We start from the raw sequence: 23,481 nt of genomic DNA, 5'->3' as shown, positions 1-23,481 counted from the left end.
CGTTCGGTCAATCGACTTAGAACTTATAGCCCAAACCGACCATGTAGATGAACGGATCCACATCCACATTCACCCGTGCGCGAGTGCCCGGCGCAACGGCGTTGTTTTCGACGGTGGCGCGGGTGTCGATGTCGATGTAACGCACTTGGGCGTTGAGCATGATGTTGTCGGTCAGCATGTAGTCGGCACCGACCTGCCAGGCCAGACCCCAGGAGTTTTTCGCCTTGAAGTTGCTGAAACCGTTAGCACTGGCTTCGCTGCCGACGTGTTCGTCATAGATCCAGGTGTAGTTGATACCGCCACCGACATACGGCTGGAACGGCGACTTCGAATCCAGCGGGTAGTAGACGACGCTGAGGGTCGGCGGCAGGTGTTTCAGGGTGCCGAGCTTGCCGTTGGCCGCTGGCAGGGCAGTACCCTTGAGTTTGACGTCATGCTCGAACGGCGTGGCCGCGAGCAACTCGAGGCCGACGTGATCGGTAAGCATGTAAGCGAAGTTCAGACCCAATTGAGTGTCGCTGCTCATGGTCGCTTTGCCGCCCAGATTGGTGCCGCTCAACGGACCCTGATCGACCTTGACGCTGGAGCTGTCGGCTTTCGGGTTGACGGTGATCGCACCGGCGCGGATGAGGATGTCACCGGCTTCGTGGGCGTGGGCGAGCGGGGCTGCGAGCGCGAGGGCAAACAGCGAAGCGCTGAGCAAGGACTTGTTCATGGGGGCTCCGAAAGGACGTTAAAAATGTTCGATGTCCTATGGTACGAAGCCAACTGATACGGTCTTTTGACTCAGCTCAATGAAACAGTGAAGGGGCGGGTTTCTGTGGAACCTTTGAGGGCCCCATCGCTGGCAAGCCAGCTCCCACAGGTTTTGTTGTTGATCACAAAATTTGTGAGCGACTCAATCACTGTGGGAGCTGGCTTGCCAGCGATGGGGCCCTTGCAAACAGCACAAAACTACCGGGATTCACTCCGGCAGTTCATACACATAAATCTTGTCGGCATCCATCTGATACCCGGCATCCGCCAGTTCGCTGCTCGACGCCTTGACCTGCAACGGTCCCTCCACCCAATACGGCTGATACAGCTCATCAAGCTTCACGCCCAACTCGCTTTTCACATGCACAATCTGGTTCGACGGCGGGGGCGGCACGTGGATGCAGGCGCCGAAATACGGCACCAGCAAAAAGTCCGTGGTGCGTCCTTCTTCATTGACTTCCAGCGGCACGATATAACCCGGCAAACGAATGTTCTGACCGTCGAGGGACTTCACCACCGGCGCGTTCGGCAGGTCCTGCTTGGCCGCTGGCGCGGACTCGGCGGACAGCGCATCACTCATCTTCGACATGTCGTGCAGCGGGGTCATGTTCGGCACTTCCGGCGCGGCGTCCGGCGGAATCATTTCCGACCACGTCAGGTCTTTCGGCGCCGCTGCCCACACGGGCAGGGCGATCAGCAACAGCAGCGCGAGTACAGCGCGGGGCATGGTGAACATCCTCATAAACGGATCGACAGGCCATCGGCCAAGGATTGGCGATAAGCGCGCCAGGCCGGCACGCTGCCCATCAGCAGCGCGGCTGCCAGAATGCCACCGAGCAGCGTCCATTCATACTCGCTCGGCCACGCCAGCGGCAGGTACAGACCGTAATTGGCCTGCACGTAACCCTGGGCGGCGGCGATGCCGATGTACAACAATGCCACGCCGGCAATCACCCCGGTCAGCGCCAGTGCAAACGCCTCGAGCACCAGCAGACTCGCGATATGCCAAGGGCGCGCACCGACCGAACGAAGGATCGCCATCTCGCGGCGTCGTTCGTTGAGGCTGGTGAGAATCGCCGTGAGCATGCCGATCAACCCGGTCAACACCACAAACAACGAGACCACGAACAGCGCTTTTTCAGCGGTGCTCATCAGGCTCCACAACTCCTGCAAGGCTACACCCGGCAGAATCGCCAGCATCGGTTCGCCACGGAATTCGTTGATCTCGCGTTGCAGGGCGAAGGTGGAAATCTTGCTGTTGAGGCCGAGCATGAATGCGGTGATCGCTTGCGGCGTCAGGTCCATGTTGCGTGCCTGATCGGCGGTTATTCGGCCATTACCTCGCGCCGGCACGCCGTTGTGCCAGTCGATATGAATCGCCTCCATGCCGCCGAGGCTGATGTGCAGCGTGCGATCGACCGGGGTGCCGGTGCGCTTGAGAATGCCGACCACGGTGAACGGTTTGTCGTCGTGCTTGACCAGACTGATCGCGGCCACGCCGTGGGCCAGCACCAGTTTGTCACCGAGCTTGTAATGCAGCGCATCGGCCACTTCCGCACCGAGCACCACTTCAAAAGGATCGCTGGCAAACGCACGACCGTCCGCCAGTTGCAGATGCTGCTGGCGACCGTACTGGTAATGCTCGAAGTAGGCTTCGGTAGTGCCCATCACTCGGTAGCCACGATGGGAGTCGCCGAGGGACATCGGGATCGCCCACTTCACTTTCGGGTTGCTGGCGAAGTGTTCGAAGCTGTCCCAGCGGATGTTGTTGGTGGCGTTGCCGATGCGGAACACCGAGTACAGCAACAGGTTCACCGAGCCGGAACGGGCGCCAACGATGAGGTCGGTGCCGCTGATAGTACTGGCGAAACTGGCTTTGGCCTCGGTGCGCACCCGCTCAACGGCGAGCAACAGACACACCGAGAGGGCGATGGCAAAAGCCGTGAGCAAAGCGGTGAAGCGGCGGTTGGCCAGGCTGGCCATGGCCAGACGAAACAGATACATCTCAGACCTCGGCAGACGTGGCGGCGCGATTGAGTTCGGCCAGGGACAGGTGACGGTCGAACAGCGGCGCCAGGCTCTGGTCGTGGCTGACGAACAGCAGACTCGATCCGGCCTCGCGGCATTCGGCGAACAGCAGGCGGATGAAGTTTTCCCGGGCGTCGTAATCCAGCGCCGAGGTCGGTTCGTCGGCGATCACCAGCTCAGGCTGACCGATCAAGGCACGCGCGGCAGCGACCCGCTGCTGTTGGCCGATCGACAGCGAATCGGCGCGACGGCTGAGGATGCTTTCATCCTTTAAACCGAGGTGGGCGAGCAGGGTGGCGGCGGCTTGATCGACGCTGCCGTGGCGCTGTTTCGCCCGTTGCGCGCGCAGCTTGGAAAAGTGACACGGCAGCTCGACGTTTTCGCGTACCGAGAGAAACGGCAGCAGGTTGAATTGCTGGAAGATGTAGCCGGTGTGGTCGACACGGAAGGTATCGCGAGCGCCGGCGGAGAGTTCGGTGAGTTCGTGGCCGAGCAGGCGAATGCTGCCGCGACCGGGCTTCTGCACGCCACCGAGCAGGCCGAGCAGGGTGGTCTTGCCGCTGCCGCTGGGGCCTTTGAGGAACAGGGTTTCGCCGGCTTCCAGACGAAACGCCGGAATGTCCAGCAGCGGCGGATGACCGGGCCAGTTGAAGCCCAGGTCGGACAGTTCGATGAGTGCTTGGGTCATGGCACCAGTTTCATGGTTGTACACGGACCCCTGTAGGAGCTGCCGGAGGCTGCGATCTTTTGATCTTGGTTTTTTACAATCAAAAGATCGCAGCCTCGTTTCACTCGACAGCTCCTACAGGGGATTTTCGGTGTTATCAGAATTTCAGCGAGGCAGCCTTGGCCGTCACTTCGGTACCTTGCTGGCCGCTGGCGCTGATCAGTTGTACCTGAATTTTCTGCGTCGCCGGGAAGGTATTGAAGACATTAGCCAGATCCAGCGTCTTCAACGCACCCGGTGTGGCGCAGTTGAATTGGTAATGCGCGTGGATTTCGCTGTGGTCGTGGTGATGCTCGTGACCATCCTTGTCCGCTTCATCGTCGTCATGGTCATCGGCATCCGGCTTGTCGCCGAACAACGGGCTTTCCAGTTCCTGACTGACCACTTTGCAACCGGCAGCAGTGGGCAGGCTGAACAGGGTCAGCGGCTTTTCCAGTTGCGCACGGGCTGCAGCGACTTTGGCCTTGTCGGCGTCCGTGGTCGCAACGTGTTCGAAACCAACGAGGTTCATCGCCGGGCTTTCCAGCTCAAGCTCCAGGGTCTGGCCATCGAGTGCAGCATTCAGGCGACCAACGCCATGTTCATGCGCGCCGAGGCTGCCGTGTTCATGGTCGTGATCGTGGTCATGCTCATCGGCAGCATGGGCGATGGCCAGCGGCAACAGGGCAAACGGCAAAGCGAGCAGCAGACGACGCATGGCGGTCTCCGGGAAGTAAAGTGAAGAGTTTGTTATGTAATCTTATAACGAAAGTGCGCAGAGTTTGCCCGTGCGCTTGGCGTTGCACAAGTCCCGTGGGAGCATGCACGTCAGAAAAGTGCGGGAGCGAACTCAATGTTGCGGATACGCGGAACCGTCGGCGATGTGCCGGTGGACTTGACGGTGGAACTGGATGACGGCGACTGGGCGAAGCTCGGTTCGGCATTGAATGGGCAGGCGCCGGTAGCTCAATCTGAGGCGGTCGCGTCCGCCCCGGCGGCGAAACCGCTGAATCAGGACGATGCCTTGTGGCAACTGGCCAAGGATCTGTTGCGCAAGGCCGGGCAGCTCAGCGGGCCGGATCTGCTTGATCAACTGGAAGGGCTGACCGGCAGCGCGGCGTTGGGCAAACGCTTGCTGGTGCGCCTGCGCCACAGTGCGGACGTGAAAGTGGTGAGCGGCGGGGATACGCCGCTCTACAGCTGGATCGAGTGAACCGCAAAAGATCGCAGCCTGCGGCAGCTTCTACAGGTCCAGCGTTCATCCGCAAAATGCGCGGTGAACACGATCCCGTGTAGGAGCTGCCGCAGGCTGCGATCTTTTGATATTAATAAAGCGCAGCAAACATTTTGCGGCGGTACACCGTTACCAGCGGGTGATCATTGCCCAGCAGTTCGAACACCTGCAGCAAGGTCTTGTGCGGCAGGCCTTCGCTGTAGCTGCGGTTGCGGATGAACAGCTTCAGTAGTGCATCCAGCGCCGCTTCATACTGCTGGCGAGCGAGTTGCTGAATCGCCAGTTGATACACCGCTTCATCGTCCTGCGGATCTTTCGCCAAACGCGCTTTCAGGTCGGCGGCATCCGGCAAGTCACGCGCCAGACCGAGGAATTTGATCTGTGCCTTGGCTCCGGCCAGTGCAGCCTTGTGCTCATCACTCTTGACCGCATCCAGCACGGTTTGCGCTTCATCCAGTTCGCCGCGCTCAGTCAGGCAACGCGCGTAGAGGATCAGTGCCTTGGCGTTTGTGTTGTCCTCAGTGAGCATCACCACCAGCGCCGCTTCGGCATCGGCGTAACGGCCGTCATCGAACAACGCTTGAGCCTGCTCGAACGGATCGGCTTCGGCCGGTGGCGGCATCTGCACATGCGGCTCAAGCAGGGCGCGCACGGCGGATTCCGGTTGTGCACCGGCAAAACCGTCGACCGGTTGGCCGTCCTTGAACAGCACCACGGTCGGCAGGCTGCGAATGCCGAAGCGGGCGACGATGTCCTGCTCGATGTCGCAGTTGACCTTGGCCAGCAGCAATTCACCCTGATAGCTCTCGGCAATGCCTTGCAGCATCGGCATCAGCGCCTTGCATGGCGCACACCATTCGGCCCAGAAATCCACCAGCACAGGTTTGTTGAAGGAAGCCTCGATCACCGACTGGTCGAAATCGGCCGTCGTGGCGTCGAAGATGTATGGCGTTTGCTGACTCATGGGGGATCTCGTAGAAGCGTGAATGGGGCAACTATACGGCTTGGCGGGGGGTGGCCGGAAGGTAGAGATGTGTTGTCTGGCAGGACGCCTTCGCGAGCAGGCTCGCTCCCACAGGGAAACGCATTCCAAATGTGGGAGCGAGCCTGCTCGCGAAGCTTTTAATCAGCGCCGCGCATGGTAGAGGCTGACATGTCTGAATTCTTCCGGCTCCGCCAGATCGGGCAAGGTCATCGCCTCAAGCATTTCAATGCGCTCATACAGCGGATGGCGAAAATCTCTGACCCGCGAATCCGCCACCAGCGCCTCACGGCCACGACTTAAAAATGCATCGAGCAACGGCAGATTGGCCCGGTCATACAACACATCCGCCACCAGAATCAGATCAAACCGATCCGCCTCGGCAAAGAAATCCGTCGAGTAATTCATCCCTACGCCATTCAGCGTGGCATTCGCCCGACACGCGGAAATCGCCAGCGGATCCAGATCGCACGCCAGGACTTCCAACGCGCCGGCCTTCACCGCCGCAATCCCGGCAATCCCGGAGCCAGCGCCGAAATCCAGCACACGCTTGCCGCGCACCCACTCGGGAAATTCCGCCAGATAACGCGCCACCGCCAGACCGCTGGCCCAGCAGAAACCCCAATACGGTGGCTCATGCAAAATTCGCTGAATTTCTTCCTGGCTGAATTGGCGATCCATGTTGTCGCCATCGATCAGCCATAGCTGTAAATCAGTGTCCGGCAACGCACAGACCTTGAGTCTGGCGTCGCCGAGCAATTCACCTAACGCCTGTTGCAGGTCGAGCGGTGCATTCATGGTGCTTTGACAAATTGCAGTTGGCCCAGCGCCTGGGAGGTCGGCTGGCTGATGGTTTGCGACGGCAGATGCAGAATCAACTGACCGGACTGGCTGGCGCGGCCACGCAACTCAACCCGCGCACCGGCCGGGAACGCGTCCGGGTTGAAGCGCAGGCGGAACGGCAGGATCTGGTTGTTGCCGATCAGGCTGGAACTGGCGAGCAATTGTTGCGGGCGATCCTTTTCGTCGATCACCAGCAGCGCCAGTTCGACTTCGGCGCCGGCCGGCACGCCTTGCAGGGTGCCGCTCAATTCCCGTTGATAAGCCGGCAGCGGGCCAAGTTCGGCAGCCTCTTTGGCTTTTTTCTGCGCTTGCTGCGGGGCAGGTCCCGGTGTTGGCGGCTGGGGCTTGGGTGCATCGCTGCCACAGGCCACCAGCAGGCTGAAAAGACTGAGCAAAACGAGCGGACGTAACGGCATTGGATGCTCCAGCAAAATGAAATCCATGGATCAAACGATCATGTCGTTCTGTATACCGCAAAGCCTATGGCTTGTCTTGCCACCGGGATGCGCTACCATGGCCCTCCCTTTTTTTGTTGCCAGCCACCATGCACTGTCCCTTCTGCGGTGCCAACGACACCAAGGTCATCGACTCGCGTCTGGTCGCCGAGGGCGAACAGGTGCGCCGCCGGCGTGAATGCCTGGCCTGCGGCGAGCGTTTCACGACGTTCGAGACGGCCGAACTGGTGTTGCCGCGCCTGATCAAAACCGACGGCAGCCGCCAACCGTTCGACGAAGAAAAACTCCGCGCCGGGATGCAACGCGCCCTGGAGAAACGTCCGGTGAGCGTCGAGCGCCTCGAATCCTCCCTGGTTCACATCAAGCACAAGCTGCGCGCCACCGGCGAGCGCGAGGTCAAATCCCTCGTGGTCGGCGAACTGGTGATGGCTGAGTTGCAAAAGCTTGATGAAGTCGCCTACATCCGTTTCGCGTCGGTGTACAAACGCTTCCAGGACCTCAATGAATTCCGCGAAGAAATCGACCGCCTCGCCCGCGAACCGGTGAAAGAATGACCAGCGCCGGCGAGCAGGCCATCCTCGATGCCCACTTCATGGCGCGCGCGCTGGAACTGGCGCGCAAAGGTCATTACACCACCCATCCCAATCCTCGGGTCGGCTGCGTGGTGGTGCGTGATGGGCAGATCGTCGGCGAAGGCTGGCATGAGCGCGCCGGCGAACCTCACGCCGAAGTCCACGCCCTGCGCGCCGCCGGTGAGTTGGCCCGGGGCGCGACCGCTTATGTGACGCTGGAACCGTGCAGCCACCATGGCCGCACGCCGCCGTGTGCCGAAGCACTGGTGAATGCCGGGGTTGCCCGGGTGGTCGCAGCGATGCGTGATCCGAATCCACAAGTGGCTGGGCGTGGTTTGCAGCGTCTGGCCGATGCCGGCATCGCCACTGAAAGCGGTGTGCTCGAAGCCGAAGCGCGCAAGCTCAACCAAGGTTTTCTGAAACGCATGGAACACGGCTTGCCGTTCGTGCGGGTCAAGTTGGCCATGAGCCTCGACGGTCGCACGGCGATGGAAAGCGGCGAGAGCCAATGGATCACCAGCCCGGCCGCGCGTTCAGCCGTCCAGCGTCTGCGTGCTCAGGCCGCCGTGGTCCTGACCGGCGCCGACACCGTGCTGGCCGATGGCGCGCGTTTGACCGTGCGTGCAGACGAGTTGGGTCTGGATGCCGAGCAAACCGCGCTGGCCATGAGCCGACCGCCGCTGCGCGTGCTGATCGACGGGCGCCTGCGGGTGCCGCTGGATGCACCGTTCTTCAAGGCTGGCCCGGCATTGGTCGCCACCTGTGTCGCGATCGAAGAGCAATATGCTCACGGCCCCGAGTGCCTGATCGTGCCGGGTGATGACGGTCAGGTCGATCTGCATCAATTGCTGATTGAACTGGCCAAGCGTGACGTCAACGAGGTGCTGGTCGAAGCCGGCCCGCGTCTGGCAGGAGCTTTTGCTCAACTCGGTCTGGTCGACGAATTCGTGATCTTCATCGCCGGCAAGTTCCTCGGCTCCACGGCGCGTCCGCTGCTGGACTGGCCGCTGGCTTATATGAAGGATGCGCCGGAGCTGAAAATCACTGAAATTCGCGCGGTGGGCGATGACTGGCGAGTCACTGCCATCCCTGTCCTTTCGGCGAGCGTATAATTCCCGGCCATCGCGTTAGCGCTGGCCCAGTTCTCAAGGAGAACCCCATGTTTACCGGCATCATCGAATCCATCGGCAGTATCCGCGCACTGACCCCAAAGGGCGGTGATGTGCGGGTCCACGTCGCCACCGGCAAGCTCGACCTGAGCGACGTCAAACTCGGCGACAGCATCGCGGTCAACGGCGTCTGCCTGACCGCCGTTGAGCTGCCGGGCGACGGCTTCGCCGCCGACGTCAGCCGTGAAACGCTGGACTGCACCGCCATGAACGACCTGAAAAGCGGCAGCCCTGTCAATCTGGAAAAAGCCCTGACCCCGACCACCCGTCTCGGCGGGCACCTGGTCAGCGGCCACGTCGACGGTGTCGGCGAAATCGTCTCGCGCAGCGACAATGCCCGCGCCGTGGAATTTCGCATTCGCGCGCCGAAGGAACTGGCCAAGTACATCGCCCATAAAGGCTCGATCACTGTCGACGGCACCAGCCTGACCGTGAACGCCGTCGATGGCGCCGAATTCATGCTGACGATCATTCCGCACACCCTGAGCGAAACCATCATGGCGTCGTACAAGCCAGGTCGCCGGGTGAATCTGGAAGTTGACTTGCTGGCGCGGTATCTGGAGCGTCTGCTCCTCGGCGACAAGGCCGCAGAGCCGAGCGCTGGTGGCATCACCGAAAGCTTTCTGGCCGCCAACGGCTACCTCAAATCCTGACTGAAGGGGGTGCCTTGTGGCGCTCAATAGCATCGAAGAACTGGTTGAAGACATCCGCCAAGGCAAGATGGTCATCCTCATGGATGACGAAGACCGCGAGAACGAAGGCGACCTGATCATGGCTGCCGAATGCTGCCAGGCCGAGCACATCAACTTCATGGCCAAGCACGCCCGTGGTCTGATCTGCATGCCGATGAGCCGCGAGCGCTGCGAACTGTTGAAGCTGCCGCTGATGGCGCCGCGCAACGGTTCCGGTTTCGGCACCAAGTTCACCGTGTCGATCGAAGCCGCCGAAGGCGTAACCACTGGCATTTCCGCCGCCGACCGTGCGCGCACCGTGCAAGCGGCTGCCGCCAAAGACGCCAAGGCTGAAGACATCGTCAGCCCGGGTCATATTTTCCCGCTGATGGCCCAGGCTGGCGGCACCCTCGCTCGCGCCGGCCACACCGAAGCGGCTTGCGACCTCGCGCGCATGGCCGGTTTCGAGCCAAGTGGCGTGATCTGCGAAGTGATGAACGACGACGGCACCATGTCCCGTCGCGCTGAACTGGAAGCGTTCGCTGCTGAGCACAACATCAAGATCGGCACCATCGCCGACCTGATTCACTACCGGATGATCCATGAACGTACCGTTCAGCGGATTGCCGAGCAGCCACTGGACAGCGAACTGGGCCAATTCAACCTGGTGACCTATCGTGATTCGGTGGAAGGCGATGTGCACATGGCCCTTACGCTGGGCACTGTTTGCGCCGAAGAGCCGACCCTGGTTCGGGTGCACAACATGGATCCGCTGCGCGACCTGCTGATGGTCAAACAACCGGGCCGCTGGAGCCTGCGCGCCGCCATGGCTGCGGTCGCCGAGGCTGGCAGCGGTGTCGTGTTGTTGCTTGGTCACCCGCTCGATGGCGATGTGCTGCTGGCACATATCCGTGAAACGGGTGAGCAGGCAGCGCCGAAAAAACCGACCACTTACAGCATCGTCGGTGCCGGTTCGCAGATCCTGCGTGACCTCGGTGTGCGCAAAATGCGTTTGATGTCTGCGCCAATGAAATTTAATGCGATATCCGGTTTCGATCTGGAAGTTGTAGAATACGTGCCCTCCGAATAATGACCGGTTGTTTCCGATCTCCGATTCGCGGCAAATAAATCACTGAGGGACGCGTAGCAGACGCGTCCCGGCTCTTTAAGAGAACTGACGAATGACCCTGAAGACCATCGAAGGTACCTTCATCGCCCCTAAAGGCCGCTACGCTTTGGTAGTGGGCCGCTTCAACAGCTTCGTCGTTGAAAGCCTGGTCAGCGGTGCAGTTGATGCCCTGGTTCGCCACGGCGTGAGCGAAAGCGACATCACCATCATCCGCGCACCTGGCGCCTTCGAAATCCCGCTGGTTGCGCAGAAAGTCGCCCAGAAAGGTGAATTCGCAGCCATCATCGCCCTCGGCGCGGTCATTCGTGGCGGTACTCCGCACTTCGAATACGTGGCAGGCGAGTGCACCAAGGGTCTGGCCCAGGTGTCCATGGAGTTCGGCGTTCCGGTTGCCTTCGGCGTCCTGACCGTTGATTCCATCGAGCAAGCCATCGAACGTTCCGGCACCAAGGCCGGTAACAAAGGTGCCGAAGCTGCCCTGTCCGCTCTGGAAATGGTCAGCCTGCTGGCACAGTTGGAGGCCAAGTGATTAGCGACGAAAGCGATCGTTTCAACCCGCGCGAGCCGCGTCCAACCGACGCCGGCAAGCCTTCGAAAAGTGAAAAGCGCCGCGCTGCCCGTCAGTTGGCGACTCAAGCGTTGTACCAGCGCCACATGGCCAGTACTTCGCTGAACGAAATCGAAGCGCAGTTCCGCGTCGATAACGATTTCACCTTCGCCGATGCCAGCTACTTTCACGACATCCTGCACGGTGTTCCGGCCAGTCTGACCGAGATCGACACTGCGCTGGCGCCGTGCCTGGACCTGACCATCGAAGAGCTCGACCCGGTTGAACTGTGCGTACTGCGCCTGTCGACCTGGGAACTGCTCAAGCGCGTCGACGTGCCGTACCGCGTTGTGATCAACGAAGGGATCGAACTGGCGAAAGTCTACGGTTCGACCGACGGTCACAAGTTCGTCAACGGTGTGCTCGACAAGCTGGCTCCGCGCCTGCGTGAAGCTGAAGTGAAGGCGTTCAAGCGCTGAAACGCGCTTGATACTTCAATGGGCGAGTTTGAGCTGATCCGTAACTTCTTCGCCGCCGCGCCTTGTGCGCAGGGCGGCGAAGGCGTTGCGCTGGGGATCGGCGATGACTGCGCCTTGCTCGCTGTTCCCTCCGGGGAACAGTTGGCGATCTCTACCGATACGCTGGTGGCCGGTGTGCATTTCGCCGACCCCTGCGATCCGTTTCTGCTCGGTCAGCGCTCGCTGGCCGTTGCGGTCAGCGATCTGGCCGCCATGGGCGCCACACCCGTTGCCTTTACCCTTGCCCTGACTGTGCCGACGGTGACTGCTGATTGGCTGCAAGCCTATGCCGGCGGATTGAACCGCATGGCGCAGAGTTGCGGCGTCGCGCTGGTGGGCGGCGATACCACGCGCGGGCCGTTGAGCCTGACGGTGACGGTGTTCGGTCGCGTGCCTGCCGGTCAGGCGTTGACCCGCAGTGGCGCGCAACCGGGCGACTTGCTCTGTGTCGGTGGCGAACTTGGCAATGCGGCCGGCGCCTTGCCGCTGGTGCTCGGTCAGCGTGACGCCGAAGCGAACGTCGCCCAACCGCTGCTCGATCATTACTGGTCACCACAACCGCAACTCGCCCTCGGCCAGGCCCTGCGTGGCAAAGCCACCTCGGCGCTGGACATCTCCGATGGATTACTCGCCGACTGCGGCCATATCGCGCTGGCCTCAAAGGTCCGACTTGAGATTGAACGCGAGCGCGTACCGATGTCGGATGCATTAGTGGCGTTTCTCGGTCAGCGCGGCGCCGAGCGTGCTGCGCTGAGCGGTGGCGATGATTACGTGCTGGCGTTCACCTTGCCGTCTGTCGAGTTGCCGGCGCTGCTGGCCAATGGCTGGCCGATCCATGTGATCGGTCGAGTGTCCGAAGGTCAGGGCGTGGTCCTGCTGGATCGCGAAGGTCACGACATCACCCCGCAAATCCGGGGTTATCAACATTTTCAGGAGACACCGTGACAGATCACCCGAAACAGGTTCCGGCCGAATTCGTTCCGCCGTCGGTCTGGCGCAATCCCTGGCATTTCCTCGCGTTCGGCTTCGGTTCCGGCACCTTGCCCAAGGCGCCGGGAACGTGGGGCTCGCTGGTTGCGCTACCCTTTATCCCGTTATGGCAGATGTTGCCCGACTGGGGTTACTGGCTGATGCTCGGGATCACCATGCTGTTCGGCTTCTGGCTGTGCGGCAAAGTCGCTGACGATCTGCGGGTACACGACCACGAAGGCATCGTCTGGGACGAAATGGTCGGGATGTGGATCACCTTGTGGCTGGTGCCGGAAGGGTGGTACTGGTTGCTCGCGGGTTTCCTTGTATTCCGTTTCTTCGACATTCTCAAGCCATGGCCGATCCGCTGGATCGACCGGCACGTGCATGGCGGCGTCGGCATCATGCTCGACGACGTGTTGGCCGGCGTGTTCGCCTGGCTGGCCATGCAGGGACTGGTGTGGATTTTCGCCTGAGTCCAAGGGGTATCAGGGTCAAGTGAGGGGACTAGGGATGGCTCGACGTTGGTTGGCGCTAGTGGTTTTGGCTTTGCTGAGCACCGTGGCCGGTGCGCAGGAAGCAGCGCCGACGCCGACGGTCATCCATCTGGCCAGCGAAGACTGGGAAGACTACACCGCCGCTGATGGCCATGGCCTGGGCTGGGACGTGCTGCGCAAAGTGTTCGAACCGTCCGGGGTCAAGCTGGACATTCGCAGCGTGCCTTACACCCGCTCGGTCGGGCTGGTGCAGTTGAAGGAAGTCGATGCGCTGGTCGGCTCCTACCGCGACGAAGCCGAGCAGGTGTTGTACCCACACTGGAATTTCGATTCCGACCACATTTACGCATTGGGCCTGGCGAGTAATCCTGCACCTACCCAAGCGACGCTGGGCAGGTATCGCCTGGCCTGGGTGCGCGGTTATCGCTACGAAAACTTCTTGCCGAATATCAAGCGCTACAACCAGATCGAGCGGCGTACCGGGATCCTGTCGATGCTCAAGCAGGGGCGGGCGGATTACTACATCGATGCGTTGACCGAGATTGAGGCGGTGGTGAAAACCGCAGCCGATCCGGCGCAGTATCGCTATTCACACTTGGCCGAGCTGCCGCTGTTTCTCGGGTTTGCCGACACGCCACAGGCGCGAGCGCTGATGGCGCTGTATGACCAGCGTATGGAGCAGTTGGTGAAGAGCGGCGAGTTGAAGCCGATCTTCGAGAAGTGGCAGCAGCCGTATCCGTTCACTACCGGCGCGACGAATCCCCTGTAGGAGCTGCGGCACGCTGCGATCTTTTGATCTTGATCCTAAAAGCCGGATCAAAAGATCGCAGCCTCGTTTCACTCGACAGCTCCTACATGGATCCATGTCGACCGGGTTGTTATCAAACTTTTTGATCGTTATGCCCGATAATTCAGCCTAAGCGCCGGTAGGAACCTGCTGTTACAATGCCGGCCTGCGAATTTTCAGACTCTTTAGATCAGGAGCACACCGGTGCCTGTCGTCTTTGTCGCCGCTTCCAAGCTGCCAACGCCTTTTGCGCAATTCACCATGCACGGTTTTCTCGATGAAGCCACCGGCCGCGAGCACGTCGTGCTGAGCCTGGGTGAAATTGCCGACGGTGCCCCGGTACTCGGCCGGTTGCACTCCGAATGCCTGACCGGCGATGCCTTGTTCAGCCAGCGTTGCGACTGCGGTTCGCAACTGGAAGGCGCGCTTAAAGCCATCGCCCGTGAAGGCCGTGGTGTATTGCTGTACCTGCGTCAGGAAGGTCGTGGCATCGGTTTGTTGAACAAGATCCGTGCCTACGAACTGCAGGATGGCGGCGCCGACACCGTTGAAGCCAACGAGCGTCTGGGCTTTGCCGCTGACCAGCGTGACTACGCCATGTGCCTGCCGATGCTCGAGCATCTGGGCGTGAAATCCCTGCGCCTGATGACCAACAACCCGCGCAAGGTCAAAGCCTTGACCGATATGGGCATCACCGTCGCCGAGCGCGTGCCGTTGCACACCGGTCACAATCCGCACAACAAACTCTATCTGGCGACCAAGGCCAGCAAGCTCGACCACATGATGGGCAACGAGCATCAGGGCGAGGTCGATCGCGCGTGACGCGGGGTCAGGTGCGGCGCCGGTTATCGGTCGATTGGTGGAAATACCTCGCGCTGGCGCTGGTGCCGCTGTTCGTACTCAACGCGTTGTTCGGTCAGGGCAAAGGCATTCTGCCGGTGCTGGCGATGCCGTTCTTTATTGCCGGCGTGGCATCGATGTTTGTCAGCCTGAAGTTTTTTGGCCGTTATAAACATGCGCTGATCGCCACGCAAAAAGCTCTCGATACCCCCGATGAACCGGCCGCGTGGATTGCTCTCGCAGCCCGTCGTCGTGCGGCTTTTCTTGTGGCAGCCTTGCCGGCGTGGATTGGCGCACTGGCGGTGTTTGTCGGTCTTGAAGCCGTACCGTTGATGCTGCTGGCGTTGTCCACGGCAGTGCTGTTTTATCTCTACCGTATCCCGCGTCAACTCGGTTGATGCACCGCCTCTGGCTGGCGGTTCTGCTACTGGCCGTCAGTGGTTCTGCGCTGGCGCAACTGCGTGTGGTCAGCCTCGCGCCGTCCCTTTCTGAAATTGTCGTTGAGCTGGGTTCGGCAGATCTGTTGGTCGGTGTGCTGGATGCCGGTGAGCGGCCGGCTGAAATTGCCAGCGTCCCCTCTGTCGGCCGCTATGGCCAACTCGACATGGAACAGCTACTGAGCCTCAAACCTGATTTGTTGTTGCTGTGGCCCGGCAGTGTCGGCCCGGCGCAGCGTGATCAACTGAAGCGCCTGGGCATCCCGACCTTCGTCGCCGAACCGCATTCTTTAGAACAACTCACCACCCAGATTGAAGCCATTGCCGCGCAATTGGGGCGACCGGAGCATGGGGTCAAACGGGCGGCGGCGCTGCGCCAACAACTCGCGGAGCTGCGCCAGCGCTATCGCCGGGAAGTGCCGTTGCGGGTGTTTTATCAGGTCTGGGACAAGCCGCTGTACACCGTCGGTGGCGGGCAAATCATCAGTGATGCGCTGGAGGTGTGCGGGGCGCGGAATGTGTTCAGCGATCTGAGTTTGCCGGCGCCGCAGGTGAGTATTGAGGCAGTGTTGCAGCGTGATCCTGAGGTGATTCTGGCGAGTGATCAGGCGCAGTTGAATGCGTGGAGAACCTGGTCGCAGGTGGCGGCGGTGAAGCAGGGAAAATTACTGTTGGTCACCGACAAAGGCCTCGAACGCCCAAGCGGCCAAATGATCAGCGCCACCGCCAAACTCTGCCAATTGATCGCGCCTGACCGCTGAAATCGCGGTGACCTCTTCGCGAGCAGGCTCGCTCCCACAGGAGGATTGCATTCCAAATGTGGGAGCGAGCCTGCTCGCGAAGGGGTCAGTCAAATCACCGAAGATTCAAATCAAAGCTGGGGAGTCCAAGTCACCCCAAACATCCACATCCGACCTTCCTCGCGATAACCATACTGGCTGCCGTCATAGCTGTAGTTCGCCCGGCTGTAACCTTTGTCGAAAACATTATCGACCTTCAGATCCAGCTTGATCTCGCGGTTCAACGCCCAACTGCTGCGCAAGCCGAACAACGCATAACCACCCAGTGGGTTTTCATTTGTCAGGTCGTCATAACTGCTGCTGACCGCCTGCCAACTGGCGCCGAAGCTGACTTGATCAAATTGCCGATCCAGATCCCAACTCAACGTGCGTCGCGCGCGCCGGGCCAGGGTGTGCCCAGTATTGCGATCACGCGGATCGATGATCGAAAGGCCAAGATTGCTCTGCCAGTCGAACAGTTCCTGCTTCAGCGCTGCTTCAAAACCGTTGATCCGCGCCGAAGCGACGTTTTCCGGGCGTGAGTTACTGCCGAAAATGATCGCGTCTTCCAGATCCGTACGATAGATCGACGCCTCCAGACGGCTGCTGTCAGTCAACTGACTGCGCCACTGCAACTCATAGCTTTTCGAGGTTTCCGGTTTCAGATCCGGGTTGCTGAAGTCCGGGTAGTACAGGTCGTTGAAGGTCGGCGCGCGGAAGCCTTCGCTGTAGCTCAGCAACAGATCGTTGTCCGGGTTCAGCGGCAGGGTGAACGTGCCGCTCCAGGTGTTCTGGCTGCCGAATTGTTGATTGTCGTCGTGGCGCAGACCCAGCTCCGTGGAAAAACTGTCGGCCTGATAACGATGCTGGATGAAGGCGGCGCGGTTCCAGCGGCTGTCCTCGTCGAATGCGGTGCTGCTGTTGACCCGGTCTTCGTACCAGTCGCCGCCGAGGATCAGGCTGTTGCGGGCATCCAAGGTCAGGTCGTTTTGCCAGTTCACCGAGTCGCGGTAGGTGTTGAACACCGTGCGTTCGTCGCTGAGCTTGTCGAGGGTCTTCTCGCGGTTCTCGGTGTGGCCGACCTCGACGCGTGTTTTCCAGATTTCGTTGACCCGGGCATCGACGTAACTGCTGACACTACTGACGTTGAAATCGCTGTACGGCTGCTGTTGGACCGATTCGAAGGTGTTCATGTCGAAGCGGCCGAACGGGTTGTCAAACTCGCTCTTGCCCCGGTTATCCAGCAGATTGGCGCCGACTTCGATGTCATCGGTCAGCGCATGACTCAGGCTCAGGCTGACGGATTTATTGCGGTAGGCGTCGTGATCGCCATCGCTTGGATACGACTCATGGGTACGATCAATCCCGGCAGTCTCATCGAGACTGGCGCCGAGATTGAAGCGGGTTTTCGCGTCGCCACCGGACAAGCCGAGGCTGCGTTCCCACGTTTGGTTGCTGCCGAAACCGACGTGCATCCGTGGCTGCAAACCTTGCTCAGTGCCGCGCCGGGTGAAGATCTGAATCACCCCGCCAATCGCATCGCTGCCGTAAATCACCGAACGCGAACCGCGCAGCACTTCCACCCGTTCGATTTGCTCGATGTTCAGATGCTGCAGGTTGCTGTCGCCGGAAGTGGAGCTGCCGATACGCTGGCCGTCGACCAACACCAGACTCTGCGCCGACTGCGTGCCGCGAATGTAGATCCCCGGCAGGCTGCCGCGCCCGCCGGCCTGCGCCACTTGCACACCAGGGACGCGCCTTAGCAGGTCCGGCACGTCACTCGGCTGCAGGCGGTCGATGTCTTCACGGGTGAACACGGTGTTGGCGGCGCTGCTGTCGTTGCGGGCTTCGACCTGGCGGTTGGCTGAGATAAGCATGTCCGGCAGTTTCAGTGCCTGATCACGCTCGAAGGTGTCGGCGAGGGCGTTGGCGGCTGGCAGCAGGAGGAAGGGCAGGGCGAGGCGCGAGAGGTTCATGGACAGTCCACTGGTGTTTCAAGTGTACACAAATCAAATGTGGGAGCGAGCCTGCTCGCGAATGCGGTGAATCAGTCAGCAATGTATTGACTGACAGTCCGCTTTCGCGAGCAGGCTCGCTCCCACAAGGGTAATGCGTTTATTTGTCGAGTAAGGCCAGACGCTCACGAATCGACGCTTCGATCCCCGCCTCATCCAGCCCGCACTCAGCCAGCATCTGCGCCGGTTTTGCGTGCTCGACGTAAACGTCAGGCAAACCCAGATGCAGCATCGACTTGAGGATGTTCTCCCGCGCGAGGAATTCACTGACCGCGCCACCGGCGCCGCCCATGATCGCGTTCTCCTCGATGGTCACCAGCAACTCATGACTGCCGGCAATCTCGCGCACCAACTCTTCATCCAGCGGTTTGACGAAACGCATGTCGACCACGGTGGCATCGAGTTTTTCAGCCACCTTCAGCGCCTCGGCCAGTTGCACACCGAACACCAGCAAAGCGACTTTGCTGCCCTGACGACGGACGATGCCTTTGCCGATTTCAATCGGCTCGAGGTCTTTGTCGATCGTCGCGTTCGGGCCGGTACCGCGTGGATAGCGCACAGCCGCCGGGCCGTTGTACAGGTGGCCGGTGGTGAGCATTTTGCGCAGTTCGTTTTCATCACTCGGGGTCATGATGACCATGCCCGGGATGCAACGCAGGTAGGACAGATCGAAGCTGCCAGCGTGGGTCGGGCCGTCTTCGCCCACCAGGCCAGCACGGTCGATGGCGAACAGCACGTCGAGGTTCTGCACCGCTACGTCATGCACCAGTTGGTCGTAACCGCGCTGGAGGAATGTCGAGTAGATCGCCACCACCGGTTTCGCGCCTTCGCAGGCCATGCCGGCAGCGAACGTCACCGCGTGCTGCTCGGCAATCGCCACGTCGAAGTAGCGCAGCGGGAAGCGTTCGCTGAACGCCACCAGATCCGAGCCTTCCTTCATCGCCGGGGTAATCCCGACCAGACGTGGATCCGCCGCCGCCATGTCGCACAGCCACTCGCCGAACACGGCCGAATACTTCGGTCCGCCAGTCTTTGTCGGCGCTGCGGCCGGGGCGTCCAGTGGTTCGAGTTTGGTGATCGCGTGGTAACCGATCGGGTCGACTTCCGCCGGGGCGAAGCCTTTGCCTTTCTTGGTGACGATGTGCAGGAACTGCGGGCCCTTCAGATCGCGCATGTTGCGCAGGGTGGCGATCAGGGTTGGCAAATCGTGGCCGTCGATCGGGCCGATGTAGTTCCAGCCCAGCTCTTCAAACAGCGTGCCGGGAACCAACATGCCTTTGGCGTATTCTTCGGTGCGGCGGGCGATTTCCCAGGCGCCGGGCAGGCGCGACAGGACTTTCTTGCTGCCCTCGCGCATGCTTGCGTAGGTGCGGCTGGAAAGAATCTTCGCCAGATAATTCGACAGACCGCCGACATTGCGCGAGATCGACATGTCGTTGTCGTTGAGGATCACCAACATGTTGGCGTTGACTTCCGGCGCGTGGTTCAGCGCTTCGAAAGCCATGCCAGCGGTCAACGCGCCGTCGCCGATCACCGCAATCGCCTTGCGATCACTGTTTTGCAGGCGGGCGGCGATGGCCATGCCCAATGCTGCGCTGATCGAAGTGCTGGAGTGGCCGACGCCAAAGGTGTCGTACTCGCTCTCGGCGCGACGCGGGAACGCGGCGATGCCGTCCTTCTGGCGCAGCGATTCCATGCGCGTGCGGCGACCGGTGAGGATCTTGTGCGGATACGCCTGATGACCCACGTCCCACACCAGCCGGTCGTCCGGGGTGTCGAAGACGTAATGCAACGCGATGGTCAGCTCGATGACGCCCAGGCCGGCACCGAAATGCCCACCGGTCTGGCCGACCGTGTAGAGCAATTCCAGGCGCAACTCATCAGCCAGGGTTTCCAGCTCGGCTTCGCCTAACCGGCGCAGGCCGTCCGGCGTGTTCGCGCGGTCGAGCAGGGGCGTGGTCGGGCGCTTGCGGGGAATCTCATGAAACGTCGTGGGCATCAGGCGAATCGTTATAGGTATAAAAGATGCGGCAGTTTACCTGATGCATCGCCCCCTGCCCACGCGTTGGTCTTTTTTGGCTGATTCGCCGTCAGTTGCGGCGCTCGACGATATACCGGGCCAGCTCGCGCAAGGGTTCGGCGGCCGCGTCAAACGGTCGCAGGGCGTGCAGAGCCTGATCACGCAGTTCCAGCGCGTAAGCCTTGGCGGCGTCGAGGCCGAGCAGCGCCGGGTAGGTCGGCTTGTCGCGGGCGATGTCGGCGCCTTGGCGTTTGCCGAGGGTTTCGGTATCGCTTTCGACGTCGAGGATGTCGTCCTGCACCTGAAAGGCCAGACCGATGGCCTGTGCATAAGTCTGCAGGGCCTTGAGCTCATCCTTCTCGGCGCGGCCGCTGGCCAGGGCGCCGAGTTTGACGCTGACTTCGATCAGCGCGCCGGTCTTGTGCCGGTGCATCTGTTCGAGGGCTTTCTGGTCGAGTTTCAAGCCGACCGAACCAAGGTCGATGGCTTGACCGCCGACCATGCCTGCCGGGCCCGCAGCCTGGGCGAGGGCGGTGACCATTTGCAGGCGAATGTCGCTGCTGCAGTCGCTCAGGCGCGGGTCGAGCAGAGCGCTGAAGGCCAGGCTCTGCAAACCGTCACCGGCGAGGATCGCGCAGGCTTCATCGAATTTCTTGTGAGTGGTCGGCTGGCCGCGACGCAAGTCGTCGTCGTCCATCGCCGGCAAATCGTCGTGAACCAGCGAATAAGCGTGGATCAGCTCAACCGCGCAGGCTGCACCGTTGGCCTGTTCAGCGTTGCCACCGAGCGCTTCGCACGCGGCGTAGGCCAGCAGCGGACGCACGCGTTTGCCGCCGTTCATCACGCTGTAGCGCATGGCGTCATAAAGCCGCGCCAATTCCGGCAACGGCGCGTTGAACAGGGTTTCCAGAGCCGCGTTAACCCGGGTCTGGCTGGTCGCCGTGTACGCCGCAATCATTCTGGCTGTTCCGCGTCGAAGGGTTCCTCGGCGAGTTCGCCATCGCGCTCCAGCAGCACTTGCACCTTCTGCTCGGCTTGCGCCAGCGCTGCCTGGCAGTCACGGGTCAGACCGATGCCCTGCTCGAAAGCGGTCAGCGAGTCTTCCAGCGACAATTCACCGTTCTCCAGACGCTCGACCAATGTTTGCAGGTCGGCGAGGGACTGTTCGAAATCCAGTGCAGCTTTTTTGCGGGCCATGGCGGCGATTTCCGGTTGACGTTAAACCGGCGCGACACTAGCAGATAGGGGGGTTATGGGCAAATGAGCGGGCCGGCTCTCAAGGACAGAAATGGCTCTGTGCTGGGTGAGATTAATGTGTAGCTCTGTCGGGATAGTTGATCTGATAGCGGGTGCTACGACCCCCTCCCGGCAAGCGTTGAAGGCAACCTTTCTCCAGCAACTCCGCAAGGTGTCGGGTTGCTGTGGCCTTCGACACTTTCGCCACCGCTTGATATTGCCCGGCACTGATGCCGTGCTCAAAGCTCCGCTCGCCGCCGTCGAGCAGACGATTGAGCACTTTGACCTGCTCCGCCGAAAGTTCGGACTCGCGGTGTGCCTGCCAGAAACGCGTCTTGCCCAGCACGCTTTCAATGCGGGTGATGGCTTGTTGCAGACTGCGTAGCAAGGTTTGCAGGAACCATGTGAGCCATTCAGTGATGTCCAGTGTGGCTTTTTGACTCGATTCCAGAATCCGATAGTAGCCGGACCGATCATCCAGAATGCTCGCCGACATGGCGTAGAAACGGATGGCTTGCGCTTCGCCCTGTGCCAGCGCCAGATCAGTGATGGTGCGGGTCAGACGGCCGTTGCCATCGTTGAACGGATGCAAGGTGACGAACCAGAAATGGGCGATGCCCGCACGAAGCATCGGGTCCAGTGCTGTCTGATGCTGGCTGGCCTCGAACCATTGGAGAAATTGGTCGAGCTGCTGCTCAAGACCTTGGCGAGGTGGCGCCTCGAAATGAACTGTTGGACGATCAATGCGACCCGAAACCACCTGCATTGGCTCGTCACCGCGTAGCGCACCCACATGCATTGAGCGCGCAGTAAGGTCAGCCTCTTGATCGGGAAACAGCCATTGGTGCCATTCCAGCAAGCGCTCCAGTATCAACGGTTCGGCAAATCGACGGGTGGCATCAAGCATGAGTTGCGCCAGACCTTCACTGCGTTGGCTGACTTTATCGCCGTCGATCAACTCCAGGCCCAAACGTCGCGCCAAGGATGACCGCACGGAGCCGACATTCAGTTGCTCACCTTCGATGGCCGAAGACGTCACGATATTCTGCAAAAGGGCGTCCAGTTCGGTCTGAGCCCCCAAAGAGTCACTTACCGAACCGGCCATACCCATCAACTGACCTTGGGCCTGTACACACTCGCGCAACAACGGTGCCAGGCGTTCCGCCTGCCAGTTGAAGTCGGGCCAATCGGGCTGCTGCCAGATCCAGTAAGTTGCCATTCGTTGCCTGCCTTGAGTCCGTGAGCCGAATAGAAATGCTATTCGGCTCATTTTGTGAGCCGAATATGAGGCCTATTCGGCTCACCGTCCACCGGATTGGCTTGATTCCTACAGCAACAGCACATGTATCTGATTGTTAAAAAACCGCCGAATCGCTAATCTTCGCGCCTTCTACGACCCCATAGTCACGGGTCTTTCAGACGAAACGCAGTTTTCACCGCTGTGAAGTACCGAGGATCGGGTGCAAGGTTTCGTTCAGGCATGGCAGGAGGCATTACATGCGTTCATTTTTTTGGCTGCTGATCGGCCTGGCCTGCGCGCCCGCGCTGCTGGCGGCACCTACGGCCGAGTTGTCGGAGCCGGTCGGTGGCTGGCGTTACCACGGCCTGCTCGATCGCACGGAAAACCCGCAAGTCGCCTACCCGACGCCGCCGATCGATCGCGGCATCCAGCGCAATCGCACGATGATCCAGGGCCAGCTCAAAGCCATCGGCCACATGCGCCCGCCGCACAGCCTCGCCGTAAATGGCAATCCACTGAATCTGTACACCGACGACCAGGGCCGTTTCGCCCGGCCCTACGCGTTCGGCGCCGGCTCCAACAGCGTCGAAGTGATCAGCGCCGAGGGCCAGTCGCTCAAGCGCGTGCAATTTTATGAAGCAAACAATTTGCGCACGCCGGCGCGAATTCGTCTTGTCTTGGGCTGGGACGATCCGAAAGCCGAGCTCGATCTGCACATTGTCACGCCTGACGGTCAGCATGCGTTCTGGGCGCAGCCGGCGCTGAGCAATGGCGGCGGTCTCGACCCGGATGGCGTCGATGGTCCCGGCCCGGAAATGTTCACCATGACCGCGCCGCTGCACGGCACCTATCTGATTTACGTCAACTATTGGGGCAACTTCGGCAACGGCGGCTATAACTTCGAGGAGACCAGCAACCAGAACGAGGTGATCACCTCGCAAATCACGCTGGTGCTCAACGAAAACACCGTCGATGAAAAACGCGAGACCTTCATCGTGCCCCTGCGGGCAATCGGTGATCTGCTGCTGGTAAAGACTTTCAACTATTAATA

Annotated in this window: 27 protein-coding genes; 14 read left to right on the top strand and 13 right to left on the bottom strand. The window is 60.7% G+C overall.

Annotation, left to right across the window (positions count from 1 at the left end; genetic code table 11):
• Window positions 1-16: 16 nt before the first annotated feature.
• The 5 genes from ACOYXH_RS22115 to ACOYXH_RS22095 all read right to left on the bottom strand — a co-directional run bounded on the left by ACOYXH_RS22115 (window position 17) and on the right by ACOYXH_RS22095 (window position 4,208).
• The gene (locus tag ACOYXH_RS22115; protein WP_007910962.1) at window positions 17-715 is read right to left on the bottom strand and encodes an OmpW/AlkL family protein; all 699 of its coding nucleotides are present in this window, start codon (window positions 713-715) and stop codon (window positions 17-19) included.
• Window positions 716-964: 249 nt separating this feature from the next.
• Window positions 965-1,483, bottom strand: coding sequence for a DUF3299 domain-containing protein (locus tag ACOYXH_RS22110; RefSeq protein ID WP_095125531.1), 519 nt, complete (start codon window positions 1,481-1,483; stop codon window positions 965-967).
• 11 nt (window positions 1,484-1,494) lie between these two features.
• The gene (locus ACOYXH_RS22105) at window positions 1,495-2,760 is read right to left on the bottom strand and encodes an ABC transporter permease (protein WP_095125519.1); all 1,266 of its coding nucleotides are present in this window, start codon (window positions 2,758-2,760) and stop codon (window positions 1,495-1,497) included.
• Between the two features lies 1 nt (window position 2,761).
• Window positions 2,762-3,472: an ABC transporter ATP-binding protein gene (locus ACOYXH_RS22100; RefSeq protein WP_095048819.1), complete on the bottom strand. Its 711-nt coding sequence runs from the start codon at window positions 3,470-3,472 to the stop codon at window positions 2,762-2,764.
• Window positions 3,473-3,608: 136 nt separating this feature from the next.
• Window positions 3,609-4,208, bottom strand: coding sequence for a DUF2796 domain-containing protein (locus tag ACOYXH_RS22095; protein WP_095125517.1), 600 nt, complete (start codon window positions 4,206-4,208; stop codon window positions 3,609-3,611).
• Window positions 4,209-4,343: 135 nt separating this feature from the next.
• Here ACOYXH_RS22095 and ACOYXH_RS22090 point away from each other — a divergent pair, with 135 nt between their 5' ends.
• Window positions 4,344-4,703, top strand: coding sequence for a hypothetical protein (locus ACOYXH_RS22090; RefSeq protein WP_095048817.1), 360 nt, complete (start codon window positions 4,344-4,346; stop codon window positions 4,701-4,703).
• Window positions 4,704-4,815: 112 nt separating this feature from the next.
• On the opposite strand, the gene trxA is transcribed toward ACOYXH_RS22090, so the two are convergent.
• The 3 genes from trxA to ACOYXH_RS22075 all read right to left on the bottom strand — a co-directional run bounded on the left by trxA (window position 4,816) and on the right by ACOYXH_RS22075 (window position 6,965).
• A complete protein-coding gene (gene trxA / locus ACOYXH_RS22085) occupies window positions 4,816-5,688 on the bottom strand; it encodes a thioredoxin (RefSeq protein ID WP_460066169.1) in 873 nt (290 codons plus the stop codon).
• A gap of 162 nt (window positions 5,689-5,850) precedes the next feature.
• Window positions 5,851-6,504: a class I SAM-dependent methyltransferase gene (locus ACOYXH_RS22080; protein ID WP_460066167.1), complete on the bottom strand. Its 654-nt coding sequence runs from the start codon at window positions 6,502-6,504 to the stop codon at window positions 5,851-5,853.
• Entirely contained in the window at window positions 6,501-6,965 is a 465-nt protein-coding gene (locus ACOYXH_RS22075) for a YbaY family lipoprotein (protein WP_095048847.1), read from the bottom strand. Before ACOYXH_RS22075 ends, ACOYXH_RS22080 begins: the two co-directional genes overlap by 4 nt.
• Before the next feature lie 128 nt (window positions 6,966-7,093).
• On the opposite strand from ACOYXH_RS22075, the gene nrdR reads away from it, so the two are divergent.
• The 12 genes from nrdR (at window position 7,094) to ACOYXH_RS22015 (ending at window position 15,901) form a co-directional block, all read left to right on the top strand.
• The gene (nrdR, locus tag ACOYXH_RS22070) at window positions 7,094-7,558 is read left to right on the top strand and encodes a transcriptional regulator NrdR (protein ID WP_007910946.1); all 465 of its coding nucleotides are present in this window, start codon (window positions 7,094-7,096) and stop codon (window positions 7,556-7,558) included.
• A complete protein-coding gene (gene ribD, locus ACOYXH_RS22065) occupies window positions 7,555-8,688 on the top strand; it encodes a bifunctional diaminohydroxyphosphoribosylaminopyrimidine deaminase/5-amino-6-(5-phosphoribosylamino)uracil reductase RibD (protein ID WP_460066164.1) in 1,134 nt (377 codons plus the stop codon). Before nrdR ends, ribD begins: the two co-directional genes overlap by 4 nt.
• A gap of 47 nt (window positions 8,689-8,735) precedes the next feature.
• Window positions 8,736-9,398: a riboflavin synthase gene (locus ACOYXH_RS22060; protein ID WP_093434480.1), complete on the top strand. Its 663-nt coding sequence runs from the start codon at window positions 8,736-8,738 to the stop codon at window positions 9,396-9,398.
• Between the two features lie 16 nt (window positions 9,399-9,414).
• On the top strand, window positions 9,415-10,506 hold the full coding sequence (gene ribBA / locus ACOYXH_RS22055; RefSeq protein ID WP_039761895.1) for a bifunctional 3,4-dihydroxy-2-butanone-4-phosphate synthase/GTP cyclohydrolase II: 1,092 nt from the start codon (window positions 9,415-9,417) through the stop codon (window positions 10,504-10,506).
• Between the two features lie 91 nt (window positions 10,507-10,597).
• Entirely contained in the window at window positions 10,598-11,074 is a 477-nt protein-coding gene (gene ribH / locus ACOYXH_RS22050) for a 6,7-dimethyl-8-ribityllumazine synthase (protein WP_003228649.1), read from the top strand.
• Window positions 11,071-11,571 carry a transcription antitermination factor NusB gene (nusB, locus tag ACOYXH_RS22045; protein WP_034153728.1) on the top strand — a complete coding sequence of 167 codons (501 nt, stop codon included), beginning with the start codon at window positions 11,071-11,073 and terminating at the stop codon, window positions 11,569-11,571. Before ribH ends, nusB begins: the two co-directional genes overlap by 4 nt.
• An 18-nt stretch (window positions 11,572-11,589) precedes the next feature.
• Window positions 11,590-12,555, top strand: coding sequence for a thiamine-phosphate kinase (thiL, locus tag ACOYXH_RS22040; protein WP_460066161.1), 966 nt, complete (start codon window positions 11,590-11,592; stop codon window positions 12,553-12,555).
• Window positions 12,552-13,055, top strand: coding sequence for a phosphatidylglycerophosphatase A family protein (locus ACOYXH_RS22035; RefSeq protein WP_007910933.1), 504 nt, complete (start codon window positions 12,552-12,554; stop codon window positions 13,053-13,055). The genes thiL and ACOYXH_RS22035 overlap by 4 nt, the downstream gene beginning before the upstream one ends.
• Before the next feature lie 37 nt (window positions 13,056-13,092).
• Window positions 13,093-13,845 (top strand): substrate-binding periplasmic protein, encoded by a 753-nt coding sequence (locus ACOYXH_RS22030; protein ID WP_095125512.1) that lies wholly within the window; start codon window positions 13,093-13,095, stop codon window positions 13,843-13,845.
• A gap of 222 nt (window positions 13,846-14,067) precedes the next feature.
• On the top strand, window positions 14,068-14,685 hold the full coding sequence (ribA, locus tag ACOYXH_RS22025) for a GTP cyclohydrolase II (protein WP_016984117.1): 618 nt from the start codon (window positions 14,068-14,070) through the stop codon (window positions 14,683-14,685).
• Window positions 14,682-15,101 (top strand): MFS transporter, encoded by a 420-nt coding sequence (locus ACOYXH_RS22020; RefSeq protein WP_095048811.1) that lies wholly within the window; start codon window positions 14,682-14,684, stop codon window positions 15,099-15,101. Before ribA ends, ACOYXH_RS22020 begins: the two co-directional genes overlap by 4 nt.
• Window positions 15,101-15,901 (top strand): cobalamin-binding protein, encoded by an 801-nt coding sequence (locus tag ACOYXH_RS22015; protein WP_220557058.1) that lies wholly within the window; start codon window positions 15,101-15,103, stop codon window positions 15,899-15,901. The genes ACOYXH_RS22020 and ACOYXH_RS22015 overlap by 1 nt, the downstream gene beginning before the upstream one ends.
• A gap of 110 nt (window positions 15,902-16,011) precedes the next feature.
• Here the strand turns inward: ACOYXH_RS22015 and ACOYXH_RS22010 are convergent, their stop codons facing one another.
• From ACOYXH_RS22010 to ACOYXH_RS21990, 5 genes are all read right to left on the bottom strand, one after another.
• Entirely contained in the window at window positions 16,012-17,895 is a 1,884-nt protein-coding gene (locus ACOYXH_RS22010) for a TonB-dependent receptor domain-containing protein (RefSeq protein ID WP_095048809.1), read from the bottom strand.
• 139 nt (window positions 17,896-18,034) lie between these two features.
• Entirely contained in the window at window positions 18,035-19,933 is a 1,899-nt protein-coding gene (gene dxs, locus ACOYXH_RS22005; RefSeq protein WP_095048808.1) for a 1-deoxy-D-xylulose-5-phosphate synthase, read from the bottom strand.
• Between the two features lie 91 nt (window positions 19,934-20,024).
• Window positions 20,025-20,912 (bottom strand): (2E,6E)-farnesyl diphosphate synthase, encoded by an 888-nt coding sequence (gene ispA, locus ACOYXH_RS22000; protein WP_220557055.1) that lies wholly within the window; start codon window positions 20,910-20,912, stop codon window positions 20,025-20,027.
• On the bottom strand, window positions 20,909-21,151 hold the full coding sequence (locus ACOYXH_RS21995; protein ID WP_003228627.1) for an exodeoxyribonuclease VII small subunit: 243 nt from the start codon (window positions 21,149-21,151) through the stop codon (window positions 20,909-20,911). The genes ispA and ACOYXH_RS21995 overlap by 4 nt, the downstream gene beginning before the upstream one ends.
• A gap of 112 nt (window positions 21,152-21,263) precedes the next feature.
• Window positions 21,264-22,409, bottom strand: coding sequence for a Fic family protein (locus ACOYXH_RS21990; protein WP_460409947.1), 1,146 nt, complete (start codon window positions 22,407-22,409; stop codon window positions 21,264-21,266).
• Window positions 22,410-22,687: 278 nt separating this feature from the next.
• Here ACOYXH_RS21990 and ACOYXH_RS21985 point away from each other — a divergent pair, with 278 nt between their 5' ends.
• Complete coding sequence (locus tag ACOYXH_RS21985; RefSeq protein ID WP_460066153.1) at window positions 22,688-23,479, top strand: YfaP family protein; 792 nt, start codon at window positions 22,688-22,690, stop codon at window positions 23,477-23,479.
• The last annotated feature ends 2 nt before the right edge of the window (window positions 23,480-23,481 follow it).

This window comes from Pseudomonas sp. Mb7 (assembly GCF_054790525.1).
Note: the sequence above shows the minus strand (reverse complement) of the source record. Positions and strands in the feature narration are given on the sequence as shown.

What these genes read in the sequence shown, in the direction of transcription:
- ACOYXH_RS22115 (WP_007910962.1), bottom strand. Translation starts at nt 715, where the DNA reads ATGAACAAGTCCTTGCTCAGCGCTTCGCTGTTTGCCCTCGCGCTCGCA.
- ACOYXH_RS22110 (WP_095125531.1), bottom strand. Translation starts at nt 1,483, where the DNA reads ATGCCCCGCGCTGTACTCGCGCTGCTGTTGCTGATCGCCCTGCCCGTG.
- ACOYXH_RS22105 (WP_095125519.1), bottom strand. Translation starts at nt 2,760, where the DNA reads ATGTATCTGTTTCGTCTGGCCATGGCCAGCCTGGCCAACCGCCGCTTC.
- ACOYXH_RS22100 (WP_095048819.1), bottom strand. Translation starts at nt 3,472, where the DNA reads ATGACCCAAGCACTCATCGAACTGTCCGACCTGGGCTTCAACTGGCCC.
- ACOYXH_RS22095 (WP_095125517.1), bottom strand. Translation starts at nt 4,208, where the DNA reads ATGCGTCGTCTGCTGCTCGCTTTGCCGTTTGCCCTGTTGCCGCTGGCC.
- ACOYXH_RS22090 (WP_095048817.1), top strand. Translation starts at nt 4,344, where the DNA reads ATGTTGCGGATACGCGGAACCGTCGGCGATGTGCCGGTGGACTTGACG.
- trxA (WP_460066169.1), bottom strand. Translation starts at nt 5,688, where the DNA reads ATGAGTCAGCAAACGCCATACATCTTCGACGCCACGACGGCCGATTTC.
- ACOYXH_RS22080 (WP_460066167.1), bottom strand. Translation starts at nt 6,504, where the DNA reads ATGAATGCACCGCTCGACCTGCAACAGGCGTTAGGTGAATTGCTCGGC.
- ACOYXH_RS22075 (WP_095048847.1), bottom strand. Translation starts at nt 6,965, where the DNA reads ATGCCGTTACGTCCGCTCGTTTTGCTCAGTCTTTTCAGCCTGCTGGTG.
- nrdR (WP_007910946.1), top strand. Translation starts at nt 7,094, where the DNA reads ATGCACTGTCCCTTCTGCGGTGCCAACGACACCAAGGTCATCGACTCG.
- ribD (WP_460066164.1), top strand. Translation starts at nt 7,555, where the DNA reads ATGACCAGCGCCGGCGAGCAGGCCATCCTCGATGCCCACTTCATGGCG.
- ACOYXH_RS22060 (WP_093434480.1), top strand. Translation starts at nt 8,736, where the DNA reads ATGTTTACCGGCATCATCGAATCCATCGGCAGTATCCGCGCACTGACC.
- ribH (WP_003228649.1), top strand. Translation starts at nt 10,598, where the DNA reads ATGACCCTGAAGACCATCGAAGGTACCTTCATCGCCCCTAAAGGCCGC.
- thiL (WP_460066161.1), top strand. Translation starts at nt 11,590, where the DNA reads ATGGGCGAGTTTGAGCTGATCCGTAACTTCTTCGCCGCCGCGCCTTGT.
- ACOYXH_RS22030 (WP_095125512.1), top strand. Translation starts at nt 13,093, where the DNA reads ATGGCTCGACGTTGGTTGGCGCTAGTGGTTTTGGCTTTGCTGAGCACC.
- ACOYXH_RS22015 (WP_220557058.1), top strand. Translation starts at nt 15,101, where the DNA reads ATGCACCGCCTCTGGCTGGCGGTTCTGCTACTGGCCGTCAGTGGTTCT.
- ACOYXH_RS22010 (WP_095048809.1), bottom strand. Translation starts at nt 17,895, where the DNA reads ATGAACCTCTCGCGCCTCGCCCTGCCCTTCCTCCTGCTGCCAGCCGCC.
- dxs (WP_095048808.1), bottom strand. Translation starts at nt 19,933, where the DNA reads ATGCCCACGACGTTTCATGAGATTCCCCGCAAGCGCCCGACCACGCCC.
- ispA (WP_220557055.1), bottom strand. Translation starts at nt 20,912, where the DNA reads ATGATTGCGGCGTACACGGCGACCAGCCAGACCCGGGTTAACGCGGCT.
- ACOYXH_RS21995 (WP_003228627.1), bottom strand. Translation starts at nt 21,151, where the DNA reads ATGGCCCGCAAAAAAGCTGCACTGGATTTCGAACAGTCCCTCGCCGAC.
- ACOYXH_RS21990 (WP_460409947.1), bottom strand. Translation starts at nt 22,409, where the DNA reads ATGGCAACTTACTGGATCTGGCAGCAGCCCGATTGGCCCGACTTCAAC.
- ACOYXH_RS21985 (WP_460066153.1), top strand. Translation starts at nt 22,688, where the DNA reads ATGCGTTCATTTTTTTGGCTGCTGATCGGCCTGGCCTGCGCGCCCGCG.